At 57.1% G+C, this 16,311-nt stretch carries 13 protein-coding genes; 12 read left to right on the top strand and 1 reads right to left on the bottom strand.

Translation table 11 applies throughout. The annotated features are described in order from the left end of the window. Window positions 1-17 precede the first annotated feature (17 nt). Window positions 18-2,306: an FdhF/YdeP family oxidoreductase gene (locus ELK40_RS13565; protein ID WP_127731383.1), complete on the bottom strand. Its 2,289-nt coding sequence runs from the start codon at window positions 2,304-2,306 to the stop codon at window positions 18-20. A gap of 1,001 nt (window positions 2,307-3,307) precedes the next feature. On the opposite strand from ELK40_RS13565, the gene ELK40_RS13560 reads away from it, so the two are divergent. The 12 genes from ELK40_RS13560 to ELK40_RS13505 all read left to right on the top strand — a co-directional run bounded on the left by ELK40_RS13560 (window position 3,308) and on the right by ELK40_RS13505 (window position 16,286). Then, window positions 3,308-3,802 (top strand): SH3 domain-containing protein, encoded by a 495-nt coding sequence (locus ELK40_RS13560; RefSeq protein ID WP_111964770.1) that lies wholly within the window; start codon window positions 3,308-3,310, stop codon window positions 3,800-3,802. A gap of 23 nt (window positions 3,803-3,825) precedes the next feature. Beyond that, window positions 3,826-4,329: a type VI secretion system lipoprotein TssJ gene (gene tssJ, locus ELK40_RS13555; protein ID WP_127731381.1), complete on the top strand. Its 504-nt coding sequence runs from the start codon at window positions 3,826-3,828 to the stop codon at window positions 4,327-4,329. 28 nt (window positions 4,330-4,357) lie between these two features. Continuing rightward, on the top strand, window positions 4,358-5,701 hold the full coding sequence (gene tssK / locus ELK40_RS13550) for a type VI secretion system baseplate subunit TssK (protein ID WP_127731379.1): 1,344 nt from the start codon (window positions 4,358-4,360) through the stop codon (window positions 5,699-5,701). A 17-nt stretch (window positions 5,702-5,718) separates the two neighbouring features. Next, window positions 5,719-6,957, top strand: coding sequence for a DotU family type VI secretion system protein (locus ELK40_RS13545; RefSeq protein WP_127731377.1), 1,239 nt, complete (start codon window positions 5,719-5,721; stop codon window positions 6,955-6,957). A gap of 3 nt (window positions 6,958-6,960) precedes the next feature. Further along, on the top strand, window positions 6,961-10,581 hold the full coding sequence (gene tssM, locus ELK40_RS13540; protein ID WP_127731375.1) for a type VI secretion system membrane subunit TssM: 3,621 nt from the start codon (window positions 6,961-6,963) through the stop codon (window positions 10,579-10,581). Between the two features lie 16 nt (window positions 10,582-10,597). After that, window positions 10,598-11,314, top strand: a complete 717-nt coding sequence (gene tagF, locus ELK40_RS13535) for a type VI secretion system-associated protein TagF (RefSeq protein ID WP_029740102.1) — start codon at window positions 10,598-10,600, stop codon at window positions 11,312-11,314. A gap of 11 nt (window positions 11,315-11,325) precedes the next feature. Beyond that, window positions 11,326-12,342 (top strand): type VI secretion system protein TssA, encoded by a 1,017-nt coding sequence (gene tssA / locus ELK40_RS13530; RefSeq protein ID WP_115875525.1) that lies wholly within the window; start codon window positions 11,326-11,328, stop codon window positions 12,340-12,342. A gap of 75 nt (window positions 12,343-12,417) precedes the next feature. Continuing rightward, entirely contained in the window at window positions 12,418-12,942 is a 525-nt protein-coding gene (tssB, locus tag ELK40_RS13525) for a type VI secretion system contractile sheath small subunit (RefSeq protein ID WP_008502644.1), read from the top strand. Window positions 12,943-12,945: 3 nt separating this feature from the next. After that, the gene (gene tssC, locus ELK40_RS13520) at window positions 12,946-14,445 is read left to right on the top strand and encodes a type VI secretion system contractile sheath large subunit (RefSeq protein ID WP_014884232.1); all 1,500 of its coding nucleotides are present in this window, start codon (window positions 12,946-12,948) and stop codon (window positions 14,443-14,445) included. 361 nt (window positions 14,446-14,806) lie between these two features. Continuing rightward, window positions 14,807-15,289: a type VI secretion system tube protein Hcp gene (locus ELK40_RS13515; protein WP_008502640.1), complete on the top strand. Its 483-nt coding sequence runs from the start codon at window positions 14,807-14,809 to the stop codon at window positions 15,287-15,289. A 56-nt stretch (window positions 15,290-15,345) separates the two neighbouring features. Beyond that, entirely contained in the window at window positions 15,346-15,888 is a 543-nt protein-coding gene (locus ELK40_RS13510; RefSeq protein WP_021240381.1) for a hypothetical protein, read from the top strand. After that, window positions 15,879-16,286 (top strand): putative T6SS immunity periplasmic lipoprotein, encoded by a 408-nt coding sequence (locus ELK40_RS13505; protein ID WP_111964764.1) that lies wholly within the window; start codon window positions 15,879-15,881, stop codon window positions 16,284-16,286. The genes ELK40_RS13510 and ELK40_RS13505 overlap by 10 nt, the downstream gene beginning before the upstream one ends. Window positions 16,287-16,311 lie beyond the last annotated feature (25 nt).

The raw sequence follows: 16,311 nt of genomic DNA, 5'->3' as shown, positions 1-16,311 counted from the left end.
TCTCTGCGCGAACTACCTTACAGCATGCGGATCTCTTTAGAGCGCAGGGTGATGCGAACCGGAACGGATTTATACGACGGCGTACCGCTGTCATTATCCAGATAATCCAGCGGTACCAGCACGTTGGCCTCCGGATAATAGGCGCCGACGGTGCCCGGCGCGATGTTGTACGCCACCACGGTAATATCTTTCAGACGCTGAACGCTGCCGGGGAGGGCGGTTTCGATATCCACGCGGTCGCCGTGTTCCAGCCCTGACTGCGCCATATCGTCCTCGTTCATGAACAACACGTCGCGGCGGCCAAACACGCCGCGGTAGCGGTCGTCAAGGGCGTAAATGGTGGTGTTGTACTGGTCGTGGCTGCGCAGCGTGATTAGCCGCATAACATGCTCACCTTCGCCGCTGGCGTTCTCGTGAACACCGTCGAACACCGAGAACATCGCTTTCCCCGTCGCCGTTGGCCAGATGCGTTGCGTCGGCGGCAGCGGCATGCGGAAGCCACCGGGAACGCGGATCCGCGCATTGTAGTTCTCAAAGCCCGGGATGGTCTGCTCGATCAGATCGCGGATGCGGTCGTAATCCTCAATCAGCATCAGCCAGTCCACGCGGGTTTCCGGCAGTGTGGCTTTCGCCATGCCGGCGACGATAGCCGGTTCCGAACGGAGTAACGGTGAGGCGGGTTTCAGCTTGCCGGATGAGGCATGGACCATCGACATCGAGTCTTCGACGGTAATGGACTGACGACCGGTAGCCTGAACATCCAGCTCGGTACGGCCAAGACACGGGAAAATAAAGGTCTCTTTGCCCACCAGCAGATGGGTACGGTTCAGCTTGGTGCCGACGTGCACGCTCAAGTCCAGGTTACCCATCGCCGGAAAACCACGTTCGTGATCGGGCATCGCCACCGCAAAATTACCCCCGAGGCAGATGAGCGCCTTCGCGCGGCCGTCGATCATCGCCTGCGTGGCCTGCACCGCATCGTGTCCATGGTGAGACGGCGGCTCAAAGCCGAAAACGTCCTTTAGACGGTTCAGGAAGGCCGGCGTGGGTTTCTCGCTAATCCCGACGGTACGGTTCCCCTGAACGTTTGAATGACCGCGCAGGGGGCATATTCCCGCACCGGGCTTGCCAATATTCCCGCGCAGCAGCAGCAGGTCGGCGATCAGGCGGACGTTCGCCGTGCCTTTATTGTGCTGGGTAATGCCCATCCCGTAGGTAATGATGGTGGCATTTGATTTCGCATAGGCGTCGGCTACCGTTTTGAGGGCCGCCTGACTGAGACCTGACTCCCGCTCGATCTCGTCCCAGCGGGTCTGTGCGATATCGGCGGCGAAGTCCTCAATGCCCTGGGTGTGTTCGGCAATAAATGCATGATCCAGCATGCCACCGCGCTCGGCCTCCATTTCGAGAAGGTGTTTGGCAATGCCTTTCAGCGCGGCGGCATCGCCTCCGGCCTTCACCTGGAAATAGGTTGAGGCAATATCCGTAGAGCCGTAAGTTGCCATTTCAATCACGCTTTGCGGATCGGCGAAACGTTCGAGGGCGCGCTCGCGCAGCGGGTTAAAGACGATAATCGGCACGTTGCGGCGGGCCAGCTCGTGGAGGGTGCCCATCATTCGCGGATGGTTCGTGCCGGGGTTGTGACCGATGGAGATAACCAGCTCGGTCTTGTCGAAATCATCCAGCGAGACGGTGCCTTTCCCGATGCCAATCGAACGCGGCAAACCGACGCTGGTGGCCTCGTGACACATATTAGAGCAGTCGGGGAAATTGTTGGTGCCGTATTCGCGAGCGAACAGCTGGAACAGATACGCCGCTTCGTTAGAGGCCCGCCCGGAGGTATAGAACTCAACCTGGTCCGGTTCGAGCCCGCGCAGCACTTCGCCGATGCGTTCAAACGCCTCGTCCCAGGCGACGGGCCGGAAGGTATCGCTTGCCGGGTCATAGCGCAGGGGATGCGTGAGTCGACCGTAACCTTCCAGCTCAAAGTCCGATTTTGCCAGCAGCGAGGAGACGCTGTTTTCGGCCAGAAACGCGGGGGTAACGCGTTTGCTGGTGGCTTCCCAGGTCACCGCTTTGGCGCCGTTCTCGCAGAACTGGAAGGTCGATTTGTGTTCTTTATCCGGCCACGCGCAGCCCGGGCAGTCAAAGCCGTCAGGCTGGTTGGTGCGCAGCAGCGTCGCGGGGGCATCAAGGGTATCCATTTGGGTACGTACTGCAATGGCCGTCGCTTTCAATGCGCCCCAGCCGCCGGCAGGACCGTCATAGTGTCTGATACCCGGCACCGAGCGTCTTTTCTTGTTCATACCCACTCCTGATTTGTTCGGTCACACAACGTCTGAACCCCTAAAAGCGCTGCAAAGAGCGATAAGCGAAAGCAATGACGACCGGATGGCGACGCGCGTGCGGTACGAAAAGATGCTTTAACTTAAATTTTTTTTATTACAGTTGTTTATAGGGTCTGGTGTTGAAACATTTAAAGAAATTATAACGATTTTTTATCATTTTAATAATAAATCTTATCTATCGCACGGTAAGCAAGATAGATGGGGCGAGCAGGAGAAGATGTAGCACCAATAAAGTTTCGAATGAAGCGTTTGAGCGGTGACAATAAAAAACATTCACAGCTGGCGGGCTATCGCGGGCATTTTCGGCTGAGATAAGGTCAGGAAGGTTAATTCAGGCTTAATGATTAATGGATAAAATTTAGGCCTGACGGGACAAATGCCATAACGAGAAATATAAAGTTATTTTTAGTCGTGAAATTAACATTCTGCAACCTAAGTGAAATAGTTACATTCGACTCTTAGAGTCCGATCGATATTAAAGATACCCTGTTAGTGCAACAAATAATTCATCGTTGATATATTCTGCTGACCTCATCAATACGCAAATTCTACTAATTATGGTAGTGGCGATAATAGTGGTATTGCGTTAATGAAAGTATTTCTCTTTTGTATTTTTGGTATATAAAACATTAAGTTGCAGTGTGTTCTGGTAGGAAAATAAGAGGGTTTGGGCTATGTCGGGTTTTTTCATAGGATTAATCCTATAATTTTCCGACTGCTTCATTTAGCAACAGTTACGCAACGGTAAATATTGAATTGAGGCAAAGCTCATGTAAACTTGCTTACCGTTTGTCAAAATATGTCAGGAAGACGCTGGGCCTTATTCTGAAGGGCTCGTGCGGTAGCTATGCCCTTAAAATAGTAACGCCCCGAAAATATCCTGGCTATTTTAACAATAGCACTTAAGTCAAACTTCACCCCCTTATCTTCATCATCGAAATATCGCTACGGAAAAGCATATGAAAATGCGCGTACTGTTTTCACTTCTGTTTGTAATGGCGGTGGCGGGCTGTAAAGCGCCGCAGAAACCTGTGATCAACGACGATACTATCGAGACCAGTCAGGTCAACGGCGTCACCTTAACCCACCGTCACGCTGTTACCCCGCCGGCGGAGTTCACGCCGGTCAACGAGCCGTATCGTGCTATGTATCCGGCCTCTCTGATGAGCCGTCCTGACTTCGGCGGTAAAGTTATCCGCACTCTTGATACCGGAAAAACGTACGTGGTGCTGGGTCAGGTTGAACACTACTGGATGGCGCTTGCCGATGAAGGTAACGAGCAGCTGATTGGTTACGTCCCGATGCGCGCCGTGATCAAGGCCGACCTGTACGACGCCGCCGTGCGTAAACAGGCTATTCGTCCGAAGACGCGTAAAAAAGCGACCTGTGTCGATGTCGATGGTAACAGCAAAGCCTGCAAAGACAGCGCTAACGGTACCTGGATCCTGAACTAAACGGCTTTCATGAGCGCATTTTTATGAATAATAAAAATTTTCATAAGCTGTGGTTATTCTTTTACGCGGTGATTTTCGCCATGGTCAGTGGTTGTACGTCGTCTTCACACAGCGACCCCTCCCGCTACAATCTGCAGTTTCAGGCTCATCCACAAATCAATGAATCTGCGCCGCTTAAGGTTCGGGTGCTGTTGCTGAAATCCGATGCGGATTTCATGTCCAGCGACTTTTACTCCCTGCAGAACAACGCGTCAGCCACGCTTGGCGCGAATCTGCTGAACAGCGACGTGTTCTTCCTGATGCCGGGACAGCTGTCCAAAACCCTCAGCGGGCAAAGCTCTCCGGAGGCCCGCTACATCGGCGTGATGGCGGAGTATCAGGTGCTGGATGGCAAAAAATGGCGCGTTTCACTTCCTCTGCCCGTGCCTGGCGAAAATCATATCTACCAGTTCTGGAAATGGTCCGCAGATGAACTCCAGGCCAACGTTTTTCTCGACGTGAACGGCATTCGGGTCATCAGCCAGTAACGCGCTTCAAAACAGGAAATACATCATCATGACGAAAGCAGAAAAGGTCGTCTGGACCGAAGGCATGTTCCTGCGTCCACACCATTTTCAGCGGACTGAAAGCTATCTGCTCAACCATGTTCGTGAATGGGGCGCGCTGCAGCGATCGTATCTCTGGGGCTTTCTTGACGTTGAACTGGATGAAGCGATGCTTCGTCAGGGATGCATAGCCCTGAGCTACTGCAGTGGGTTGCTGCCGGACGGCACCTTTTTCCAGGTCCGTAACGGGCGCAACGGCCCTGTACCGCTGAAAATTCCTGACAATCTCACTAACGAAAAGGTGGTGCTCGCGCTGCCGGTTCGTCGTGGCGAGAGAGAAGAGGTGATTTTCAGCGAAGAGCCTGCCTCGCTGGCGCGCTTTATCGCTTTCGAGCAAGAGGTGGAAGACGACAACGCCATGTCGGTGGGAGATGCCACCGTTCAGTTTGGCCGCCTGCGTCTGACCCTGATGCTGGAAAAAGACCTCACGGCAGAATGGACCGCCATCGGCGTGGCGTTTGTGACGGAGAAACGTAACGACAACCACGTGCGGCTCGACATCAGCTACATCCCGCCGATGCTCAATGCCAACAACAGCCCGCAGATCTACAGCATGATCAACGATCTGCACGGCTTGCTGGTACAGCGCAGCCAGCAAATTGGCGGTCGTTTGCGCCAGCCCGGTCGCTTTAATACTTCTGAACTGATTGAGTTCACGCTGCTGTCGCTGGTTAATCGTCATCTGGGCGAGGTGTCTCATTTAAAAACCCTCCCGCTGCTGCACCCGGAAACGCTCTGGCGCAGCTGGCTGCCGTTTGCGACCGAACTTGCCACCTGGACGTCGCAGCGGACCGCCGAAAGCGTGCTGCCGATTTACGATCATGACGATCTGGCAAACTGCTTCAGCAAGCTGATGCTGATGCTGCGTCAGGGGCTGTCGCTGGTGATGGAAGACCACGCGATTCAGATCCCGCTTAACGAACGCTCTCACGGCCTGAACATCGCCACGGTGCCTGAAACCAGCATGGTGCGTGAGTTCGGCTTCGTGCTGGCGGTAAAAGCCAACGTGCCGGGCGAACACCTGCAAACCCATTTCCCGGCGCAGATGAAGGTCGCACCGGTGTCGAAAATCCGCGATCTGGTTCAGCTTCAGCTGCCGGGCATTATGCTGCGGGCCATGCCGGTCGCGCCGCCGCAGATCCCGTGGCATGCCGGCTACAGCTACTTCGAGCTCGAGAAGGGCAGCGAGCTGTGGCACGAGATGGATAAGTCCGGCGCATTCGCCCTGCACCTTGCAGGGGAGTTCCCGGGGCTGGATATGGAGTTTTGGGCCATCCGTAGCCCGACAGAATAATAAAGCGAGCGCTTAATATGCAGGAACGACAGGACACCGGCAGTGATGCCGCGTTTACCGGGGCCAGTAGCAACAATCAGCTGGTGGCGGCCGCCAATCCGCTGCTCAATGCGATTCCGCAGATCCGTCATTCGGTCTCCCATGACGATCAGGTGGCGTTACGCCAGCGCCTGATCGATGAAATTCGCCGTTTTGAAGTCCGCTGCCAGCAGGCAGGGCTGCCCTACGAAGTGATCGTCGGGGCACGTTACTGCCTGTGTACGGCGCTCGACGAGGCCGCCGCGCTCACCCCCTGGGGCAGCAGCGGCGTCTGGTCCAGCAACGGTCTGCTGGTGACGTTCCATAACGAAACCTGGGGCGGCGAGAAGTTCTTCCAGCTGCTGGCGCGCCTGTCGCAGAACCCGCGCGAGCACATTCTGCTGCTGGAGATGATCAACTACTGCCTGCTGCTGGGCTTCGAAGGGCGCTATCGGGTGCTGGATAACGGCCGCACCCAGCTTGAGACCATCAAGCAGCGGCTGTGGCAGATGATCCGCGGCGTGCGCGGCAGCTATCCGCCGCCGCTTTCTCCCCATCCGGAAGATCGTCCCGTGCTGCGTAAGCTCTGGCGGCCGATGGTTCCCCTGTGGGCCTGCGTGGCGCTGGCCGGGTTTATCGCCTGTCTCTTCTATATCGTGCTTAACTGGCGTCTTGGCGACAGCACCAACCCGGTGCTGGCGAAGATTTACCAGTCCCAGCTGCCGGAAACCACTATTCAGCAACCGGCCCGTCAGCTACCGGCGGTGCTGAACCTTCGCGGTTTCCTGAAGCCTGAAATCGAGGCTGGCCTGGTGACGGTGAAAGACGAAGCGGATCGCAGCGTCGTTATCCTGAAAGGCGACGGACTGTTTGCCTCTGCCTCGACCGTCGTGCGCGACCGCTATGAACCGGTCATCAACCGCATTGCGCAGGCGATGAATAACGTCAGCGGCAAAATTCTGGTGGTGGGCTACAGCGACAACGTGCCGATCCGCAGCGCGCGCTTTGCCTCCAACTATGAACTCTCTCTGGAACGCGCCCGCTCGGTACAAAAAATGCTGCAGGGAAGCCTCTCTCAGCCTGGCCGCGTGAAAGCGGAAGGGCGGGGCGAGATTAACCCGGTGGCGCCGAACACGACGCCTGAAAACCGCGCCCGTAACCGCCGTGTGGAAATTACTCTGCTGGTGTCGCCTGAAAACACTCAGGCCGAGCTGAACGGATTGCCGCAAGGAAACTAAGGAATGCTGACTACACTTCTTTCCATTTTGACCAACCGCATTCTGTGGAGCTTCCTCGGCGTAACGGCGCTGGCGGCGGTGATCTGGATGATTGGTCCTCTGTTGTCCATCGTGGACACCCGACCGCTTGAATCTGAACAGAACCGTATTATCAGCATTGCCGTGGTCTATCTGCTCTGGGCGCAGGGCCACATTCTGCCGCGTCTTTATAACGCCTGGCTGAACCGCAAGCTGATGGACAAGCTCAATGAGAACACCACCAGCCCGGAAGCGGCGGATCCGCAGAAGCGACTGAACAGCGAGGAGCAGATCCTCGCCAGCCGCTTTGATGAAGCCGCGCAGATGCTTAAAAAAGCGCACTTCAGCAAAGCGGGCCAGGGCGCCCAGTGGACGCAGCGCTTCAGCACGCAATATCTCTATCAGCTGCCGTGGTACGTCATTATTGGCGCGCCGGGCTCCGGCAAAACCACGGCGCTGGTCAACTCCGGGCTGCAGTTCCCGCTGGCCGACCGCTTCGGTAAGACCGCGCTGCGGGGTATTGGCGGCACGCGTAACTGCGACTGGTGGTTTACCAATGAAGCGGTGCTGCTGGACACGGCGGGCCGCTATACCACTCAGGAGAGCGAGCAGGTGCAGGACGCCGGTGAGTGGCTGCAGTTCATGGGGTTACTGCGCAAGTACCGCCGCCGCCAGCCGATTAACGGCGTCATCGTCACGATCAGCATTTCGGACCTGCTGACCCAGTCTGCCGAGGCGTCCCGCCAGCAGGCGGTGAACCTGCGCCAGCGCCTGTCCGAGCTGCATGAACAGCTGGGTATCCGCTTCCCGGTCTACGTGATGGTGACCAAGGCCGACCTGCTTAAAGGCTTCCGCGCCTGGTTTGCCGACTACGATAAAGCGCAGCGCGACCAGATCTGGGGCTTTACGCTGCCGTGGGAGCAAACCAAACACGCCGATTACGACCTGATGGGCAACTTCCAGCAGGAGTTTTCTCTGCTGCAGCAGCGCCTCGATGCCGGGCTGCCGGAAACCATGCTGAAAGAGCATGACGCGAAAACCCGCGCAGAAGCGTATCTCTTCCCGCAGGAGTTCGCCGCGCTGCGTCCGCTGCTGGCGGACTACCTGAGCACGGTCTTCGCCCGCTCCAACTTCGAAACCGAGTTCTCTCCGCGCGGGATCTACTTCGCCAGCGGGACGCAGGAAGGCATGCCGTTCGACCGCGTGATGGGCGAACTGAACCGCGCGCTGTCGCTGCCGGAAGGGGGAGAGGCGGATAACTGGGATTCGGTCAGCAAAGAAGCGCCAATCCCGGGCGCAAAAGGCCAGAGTTTCTTCATTAAGAACCTGCTGCAAAACGTCATCTTCCAGGAAGCCGGGATCGCAGGCGAAAACCGCTGGTGGGAACTGCGCAACCGGGCGGTGATATGGTCCGGCTACGCGGCGCTGCTGGCCCTGCTGGTGATCCTGGGCGGTCTGTGGCTGACCAGCTATGCCAAAAACAAGGCCTATCTGGAAGAGGTGGATGCGAAGGTGCCGCTGCTGGACCAGCAGAGCAAAGTATTGCAGAACCAGACCCAGCGTGACCTGTTCGATCTGCTGCCGCTGCTGAATAGCCTGGTGGATCTGCCGAAAAGCGACGCGTTTGATGTCAACGATCCGCCCGTATCCCGCCGTATGGGACTCTATCGCGGGGATGACGTCAGCGACGCCTCGCAGTCGCTGTATCAGAAAGCGCTGGATCAGATGCTGCTCCCTGCCGTTGCCATGCACATCACCACCTGGCTTCGTAACGACAACGGCAGCGATGTGGAATACAGCTATGAGGCGCTGAAAGCCTATCAGATGCTCTATCAGCCGAAGCACTACGACGGTAAATTCCTGCATTCGTGGGTGATGCTCAACCTGCAGCGGAATCTGCCGCAGAACGTCACGAAGGCGCAGCTGCAGCAGCTTGAATGGCACCTGACCCAGCTGCTGGAGCCGAAGATTCAGGCCTCGCCGTACGCGCAGGATGAATCTCTGGTTGCGCGCGAAAGGGCGATGATCGGCCAGCAGCCGCTCTCCACGCGGGTGTACGGTCGCCTCAAGCGCCTGCTGGAGCATGATGAAAACCTGAAGCCGGTTTCCCTTTCCGACCTGGGCGGGCCGCAGAGCGAGCTGGTATTTTCCCGTAAAAGCGGCAAGCCGATCAGCGAAGGCGTACCGGGGCTCTATACGCCGGACGGCTACTGGAAAAGCTTTAACGGCCAGATTGACAGCGTAACCACCGCTCTGCACGAGGACGACGCCTGGGTGCTGGGGGCCGCGACGGCGCAGGAGGATAAACAGCAGATCGACAACGCCGTGCGCCAGCTCTACATGCGCGACTTTATCGCGAACTGGGATCGCTTCCTCGCCGACATTCAGCTCAATAACAGCGCCGATCTTTCCCAGCGCATCAACACCGCGCGCCTGCTCTCCGGAGCCAACTCGCCGCTGCGCCGTCTGGTGCAGAACCTGAGCCAGGTCCTGACGCTCTCCCGCGATACGCCAGCGCCGGAAGATGCAGGTAAAGCACAGGCGCAAAGCAACCGCGCCACCCGCACGCTGGAAGCGCTGTTCAGTAATAATGACAATGCGCCGACGCAGGCCGCCGCGGTTACCCAGGCGCCGGAGCAGCTGGTGACCGACCACTACGCGCCGATGATTGAGCTGGCCCAGCCGCTGGAGAAGGGCGGGAAGACCATCGTGTTTGACGATTTTCTCAAGCAGGTGGATGAGCTGTATCGCTACCTGACCGCCGTTCAGGATGCGGCCAACAGCGGCATGCCGGCGCCGGGCGGGGAGGCGATCAGCCGCCTGCAGGCCAGCGCCGGTCGTCTGCCGGGCGGGCTGCAAACCATGTTCAGCAACATGGCTGTGGGCGCCAGCAGCGATACCCAGCGTCGTGACCTGGAAAACGTACGGAAGCGGATTAACGTTGAAGTGGGCGGTTTTTGCCGCCAGGCAATTGCCGGTCGCTACCCGCTGGTGCGCAGCGCCAGCACCGAGGTCACCCCTGACGATCTCGCGCGCATGTTTGCGCCGGGGACCGGGCTGATGGATACCTTCTTTCGCGATAACCTGACCAGCAAAGTGGACACCACCCAGGCAAACTGGCGCTTTATGCCGGGCATCGACGGTAAAACGCTGCCGGGCAGTGAAGGGCTGCTGAGACCGTTCCAGCAGGCCCAGTCGATTCGCGACGCCTTCTTTGCTAACGGCGCAACCACGCCGTCCTTTAAGGTGACGGTTCGCACCGTGCGAATGGATAACTCCATTCTGAACCTGACGCTGGACGTTGACGGCCAGCTGCTGCGCTACAGCCACGGCCCGCAGGCCGTGCAGATCATGAACTGGCCGGGGCCGGGCGGCACCAACCAGGTGCGCATGCAGCTGGGTCTGGCTAACGGCAGCACGGCGACGCTGGTGACCAACGGTTCCTGGGCGCTGAACCGCTTCTTTGATAAAGCGAGCACCAGCCCGGGGGCGGGTAGCCTCAGCCGTCAGGCCACCTTTAACGTCGACGGACATCAGGTCACGCTGGAGTTTGCGCCAAACAGCATTCGTAACCCGTTCCAGCTTCCCCGTTTCTCATGCCCATAACCGCAAGGACAGCCGTATGACGAATACCCCTGCGATGAACCGCTACAGCTGGTATGGCAAGTTACCCAGCGCCGGAGATTTTTTGCAGCGTCGCTTTCCTGACACTTTACAGCGCCAGTGGTCACACTGGTTCCAGGTCGGTCTGCTGGCCTGGCAGCAGGAAGAGCAGCGCAGCGGCGAGCGCCAGTTTCAGAAAGCGCCAGTCTGGAATTTTGTGGTACCGCCCATGCTGGGCAGCCAGATGATCCAGATGGGCTGTCTGCTGCCCGGCCGCGACAGCGTTGGCCGACAGTATCCTGTTTGCCTTCAGCTGAGCTTCGCGCCGTCCGAATGGTCGACCAGCCTGCTCAGCCAGGCAGAAAGCTGGTATCAGCAGATTGGGCGCCTGGGGCTGCACGCGGTGCGCAACAGTTTTTCCGCCTCGCAGCTCGACGAAATGCTGATGACCATTCCGGCGCCGCAGCCGGTCGAGCCGCAAAAGCGTTCCGACATACTTGATGTGATTGGCTATGACGAGGACGGCCAGAGCACGCTGGGCTGGCCTCAGGCGGCTGAATGTTTTGATCCTCTGCGTCAGACCAGCTACTGGTGGACCAACCGCTGCGACGGCTACCCGCTGTACACCCACGTGCACAGCGGTAACTTTACCGGGCAGCTTTTCACCCTGCTGTTCGACCCGGCAGGGGGCGCTCGTCCGGGCCGTCACGGTCTCTATCCGCCTATGTTTGAATAAGCAGGGATCTCATGAATATCGAAGAATTTCTCGCGCCAATAAGTCCCGAAAAACCCTGTGGCGAAAACCTGGAGTACGACGCCGAATTCCAGAGCATGAATCAGGCAAGTCTTGGGAAAGCGGAACAGCAGTTTGGCGACACCATTATTCCGGCAGAACCAGCTGACTGGAACACGGTGGAAAAATACGCCATCAGCCTGCTGACCCGCACCAAAGATCTTCGCGTCCTGCTGGCGTTAACCCATGCCTGGACCCGCCGTCGCGGGCTGGCAGGCTACGCGGACGGATTGCTGCTGGTGCAGGAGGCGATCGCCCGCTACTGGGAGCCGCTCTATCCGCTGCTGGAAGAGTATGGCGAAACCGACCCGTTCTACCGCATTAACGCCCTGGCAGGGCTGAGCGATAAGTCCGACCTCACCATCGCCGTGCGTAACGCCTCGCTGCTGCGTTCAAACGGCGACGAAATTTCGCTCCGGGATGCCCAGGCCCTGCTGGACGGCAGTAAAACCGAATGCCCGGACTATCCCGGCGGGCGTCCGCGGCTGATTGACGAGCTGGCCCGCGGCGACCAGCCGGGAACCGCCGCGGTTATCGTCATTAACGAACGTCTGCTGGCCATTCGCGAGCTGCTCACCGGACATCTCGGTGAAAGCGGCGTGCCCGAGATGGAGCAGCTGCTTAAAACCGTCGGACTGGTAGCCAGCGCGTGTCAGGTAACCGACATCAGCAAGCTGCTGCCGAACCGTGAGGCGCATGCAGAACCACAGGCAGAGCAGCCGTCGTCGGCAGCGCAGCCCGCTCAGCCGGTCACCGACTGGCGCAGCGTGCAGGTCACCAGCCGCGCCGACGCGCAGCTGATGCTGGAAAAAGCAAAACAGTATTTTGCGCAGTACGAACCGAGCCACCCCGCACCGCTGATGATTGAACGGGTGCAGCGGCTGTCAGAACTCAACTTTATGGACATTATTCGCGACCTGGCGCCAGACGGCGTTAACCAACTGGAAAACATCTTTGGGCGCCGCGAATAACGCGTCCAGGCATTATGACGACAGGCATGGAGCCTGCCGTTTCACCTTCACCGCGCATCTTTGATGGAGAACATCATGGCAATGAGTAACAGTGGGCAGAAATTCATCGCACGTAACCGTGCCCCCCGCGTGCAGATCGAGTACGACGTAGAGATCTACGGTGCAGAACGTAAGATTCAGCTGCCGTTTGTGATGGGCGTCATGGCCGATCTGGTCGGCAAACCGGTTGAAAACCTGCCGGCCGTCGACGAGCGTAAATTCCTCGAAATCGACATCGACAACTTTGACGAACGCATGAAGGCGCTTAAGCCGCGCGTGGCGTTCCAGGTGGATAACACCCTGACCGGCGAAGGTAAGCTCAACGTGGATCTGACCTTCGACAGCATGGACGACTTCCTGCCGGATGCGGTGGCCCGCAAGGTCGAGCCGCTGAACAAGCTGCTGGAAGCGCGTACCCAGCTCTCCAACCTGCTGACCTATATGGACGGTAAAAACGGTGCGGAAGAGCTGATCGCTAAAATTCTGCAGGATCCGACGCTGCTCAAATCCCTGAGCCAGTTGCCGAAAAATGACGAAAGCGCGAAAGGTAGCGAGGAATAATCGATGAGCAACCAGACTCAACAACACGAGCAGCAGGCGGGTCAGGCGTTCAGCCAGGATGAATTCAGCGCGCTGCTGAACAAAGAGTTCCGCCCGAAAACCGACCAGGCGCGTTCCGCCGTAGAAAGCGCGGTCAAAACCCTGGCGCAGCAGGCGCTGGAAAATACCGTCACCTTCTCGAACGACACCTACCGTACCATTCAGAACCTGATCGCCGGTATCGACGAGCAGCTGTCGCAGCAGGTAAACCAGATCATTCACCACGAAGAGTTTCAGAAGCTGGAGAGCGCCTGGCGCGGTCTGAGCTATCTGGTGAACAACACTGAAACTGACGAGATGCTGAAGATCCGCTTTATGAGCATCTCCAAGCAGGAGCTGGGCCGTACCCTGAAGCGCTTCAAGGGCGTGGGCTGGGACCAGAGCCCGATCTTCAAAAAAATCTACGAGCAGGAGTACGGTCAGTTCGGCGGCGAGCCGTTTGGCTGCATCGTCGGCGACTACTACTTCGACCACAGCCCGCAGGACGTTGAGCTGCTGGGGGAAATGGCGCGCATCGGCTCTGCGGCGCACTGTCCGTTTATCACCGGCACCGCACCGGGCGTGATGCAGATGGAGTCCTGGCAGGAGCTGGCCAACCCGCGCGACCTGACCAAGATCTTCCAGAACACTGAATACGCCGCCTGGCGTTCGCTGCGTGAATCCGAAGATGCCCGCTATCTGGGCCTGGTGATGCCGCGCTTCCTGTCGCGCCTGCCGTACGGCATTCGCACCAACCCGGTCGACAGCTTTGACTTTGAAGAGCAGACCGACGGCGCGAACCACAACAGCTACTCGTGGGCGAACGCCGCGTATGCGATGGCCGCCAACATCAACCGCTCCTTCAAAGAGTACGGCTGGTGCACCTCGATTCGCGGCGTGGAGTCCGGCGGGGCGGTGGAAAACCTGCCGTGCCACACCTTCCCGAGCGATGACGGCGGCGTAGACATGAAGTGCCCGACCGAGATCGCCATCAGCGATCGTCGTGAAGCCGAGCTGGCGAAAAACGGCTTTATGCCGCTGGTTCACCGCAAAAACTCCGACTTTGCCGCCTTCATCGGCGCGCAGTCTCTGCAGAAACCGGCGGAGTACCACGACCCGGATGCCACCGCCAACGCGCGCCTGGCATCACGCCTGCCGTACCTTTTCGCCTGCTGCCGCTTTGCCCACTACCTGAAGTGCATCGTGCGCGACAAAATCGGCTCCTTCCGCGAGCGCGAAGAGATGGAGCGCTGGCTGAACGACTGGGTGATGAACTACGTCGACGGTGACCCGGCTAACTCCTCCCAGGAGACCAAGTCCCGTAAACCGCTGGCGGCTGCAGAAGTGCAGGTGCAGGAGATTGAGGACAACCCGGGATACTACGCCGCGAAGTTCTTCCTGCGCCCACACTACCAGCTGGAAGGTCTGACCGTTTCTCTGCGTCTGGTATCTAAACTGCCGTCGCTGAAGACGAAAGACGCGTAAGAGCAACATGCGTTTTGTGAGTTTCGCCCGGCGGCGCCACGCTTGCACGGGCCTACGATGAAACGTGCAACCCATTGATATTTTTTCTCAATGTAGGCCGGGTAAGCACAGCGCCACCCGGCAAGAAAGACGGCTAAGTTGTTAATGCCGTCCTTAACAAGTTCCAGAATAACGCACGGTAATAATGACTTCACATTCTTTCCGTTCATTCAGGGGGAATGTAAGACTGTCAAATGACACGGGTCATTTGATATGAGGCAGAGGTAAAATATGGACGGTTTTATTCAGCCCCATGCTTTCCTGTTTGCCATATAAGTGCTTTTTCGAAAGCAATATTGTTCATCCACGAAGAGTAGATATTATGGCTATTGATATGTTTCTGAAGGTCGAGGGTGTTACGGGCGAATCTAAAGATTCTAACCACACCGGCTGGACTGATATTACCTCCTTCTCCTGGGGTGCTTCCCAGCCAGGTAATATGAGCGTTGGCGGTGGCGGCGGTGCCGGTAAAGTCAACTTTAACGACCTGCACGTTAACGCGCTGATCGACAAATCCACCACCGCTATCCTGAAACACTGCGCCAGCGGTAAACACCTGACTAAAGTTGAGCTGTCCGTCTGTAAAGCCGGCGGTCAGCAGGTGGAATACTCCCGCATCACGCTGGAAGATGTGCTGGTCACCTCTGTTCAGTACACCGGTGCAGACAACGGCGATACCGTTGGTGTGACCTATGCGTTCCAGGCTGCGAAAGTGAAACAGCAGTACTGGGAGCAGACCACGTCTGGTGGTAAAGGTGCTGAAAGCAGCGCTGGCTGGAACATCAAAGAAAACAAAGAAGCGTAATTGCGTATGTGGCCGGGGAGTTTCCCCGGTCATTATCAACCGGGAAGGAAGATAGCATGGCAAGTTTGCAGGAAGGAGGCGCCCGTCCTCTCACCATTGGCGAAATAGCACTGGCGCGCTCGGTTTTTGGTGACGCAATAAAGTATTCAGAAGTTAAAGTCCATAATAAAAGCTATTTGCCGTTTAATATGCAGTCGACAGATGTCGCGATGACCCCCAATGGTGAGCTCTATTTTCGCGAGCCGCATTATCGGGATGACTTCTCAATAGAGGTTCCGCGATATAAACACTGGTTTATTCACGAAATGGTGCATGTATTGCAGCATCAGATTGGAATGAATGTTCGAACCCGAGGCGCATTCAGTTGGGCAGCAAGTTATAATTATTCTCTGCCCCCCGATAAAAAACTATCGGACTTTGGTATGGAGCAGCAGGCTTCTATCATTTCTGATTTTTATTATTTGATAAATTACGGTCTGGGTGATTTCCGAAACATTGCAGGTTTTGAGGGAATTATCGGGCCCGACCTGAAGGATAAATACCTGCAGGTATTATCGTTGTTTATTCAAAATCCTAAAGACCGGCGGGTATGGTTATGAAACAGTTACTCAGTGTTGTAGCAATCGCATTAACGGTGAGTGCCTGTGTATCTCATCCTGCACAATATCAGTCGCTTTCGGTTACGCTAAAGAACAACGAACCCTGCTTTGCTATTCCCGCTAACTCCGGGTTAGACGCGCCTGTCACCAGCCATTCGCCCACCATAATGAAACGCGCGGGAAATGAGTGGAAAGCGGTATCGCCGCCGTCAACGTTTAGCCCTGAAGTGACGTTAACGACCCAACAGTGTCACCAGTGGCAGGGGATTGCGTGGCAAGCCGGAGAATATGATGTTGCTCTGAAAGTGTCAGGGAAAAACGATTCTGTTCGCTATGCGGCCCGCTTCACCTTACAGGAAGGTCCTTCAGGCCAGTTTAAGCTTACGCAGACTGAATAGAATGTGTTAACCCCAAACGCCGCCG

Origin of the sequence: Enterobacter sp. N18-03635 (genome assembly GCF_004006055.1) — a bacterium.
Lineage (GTDB): Bacteria > Pseudomonadota > Gammaproteobacteria > Enterobacterales > Enterobacteriaceae > Enterobacter > Enterobacter vonholyi.
Note: the sequence above shows the minus strand (reverse complement) of the source record. Positions and strands in the feature narration are given on the sequence as shown.

Bases quoted from the DNA above. Each gene is read 5' to 3' on its own strand.
- tssB (WP_008502644.1), top strand. From the start codon at position 12,418: ATGGCAATGAGTAACAGTGGGCAGAAATTCATCGCACGTAACCGTGCC.
- ELK40_RS13545 (WP_127731377.1), top strand. From the start codon at position 5,719: ATGCAGGAACGACAGGACACCGGCAGTGATGCCGCGTTTACCGGGGCC.
- ELK40_RS13565 (WP_127731383.1), bottom strand. From the start codon at position 2,306: ATGAACAAGAAAAGACGCTCGGTGCCGGGTATCAGACACTATGACGGT.
- ELK40_RS13510 (WP_021240381.1), top strand. From the start codon at position 15,346: ATGGCAAGTTTGCAGGAAGGAGGCGCCCGTCCTCTCACCATTGGCGAA.
- tssM (WP_127731375.1), top strand. From the start codon at position 6,961: ATGCTGACTACACTTCTTTCCATTTTGACCAACCGCATTCTGTGGAGC.
- tssK (WP_127731379.1), top strand. From the start codon at position 4,358: ATGACGAAAGCAGAAAAGGTCGTCTGGACCGAAGGCATGTTCCTGCGT.
- tssA (WP_115875525.1), top strand. From the start codon at position 11,326: ATGAATATCGAAGAATTTCTCGCGCCAATAAGTCCCGAAAAACCCTGT.
- ELK40_RS13505 (WP_111964764.1), top strand. From the start codon at position 15,879: ATGGTTATGAAACAGTTACTCAGTGTTGTAGCAATCGCATTAACGGTG.
- ELK40_RS13515 (WP_008502640.1), top strand. From the start codon at position 14,807: ATGGCTATTGATATGTTTCTGAAGGTCGAGGGTGTTACGGGCGAATCT.
- ELK40_RS13560 (WP_111964770.1), top strand. From the start codon at position 3,308: ATGAAAATGCGCGTACTGTTTTCACTTCTGTTTGTAATGGCGGTGGCG.
- tssJ (WP_127731381.1), top strand. From the start codon at position 3,826: ATGAATAATAAAAATTTTCATAAGCTGTGGTTATTCTTTTACGCGGTG.
- tssC (WP_014884232.1), top strand. From the start codon at position 12,946: ATGAGCAACCAGACTCAACAACACGAGCAGCAGGCGGGTCAGGCGTTC.
- tagF (WP_029740102.1), top strand. From the start codon at position 10,598: ATGACGAATACCCCTGCGATGAACCGCTACAGCTGGTATGGCAAGTTA.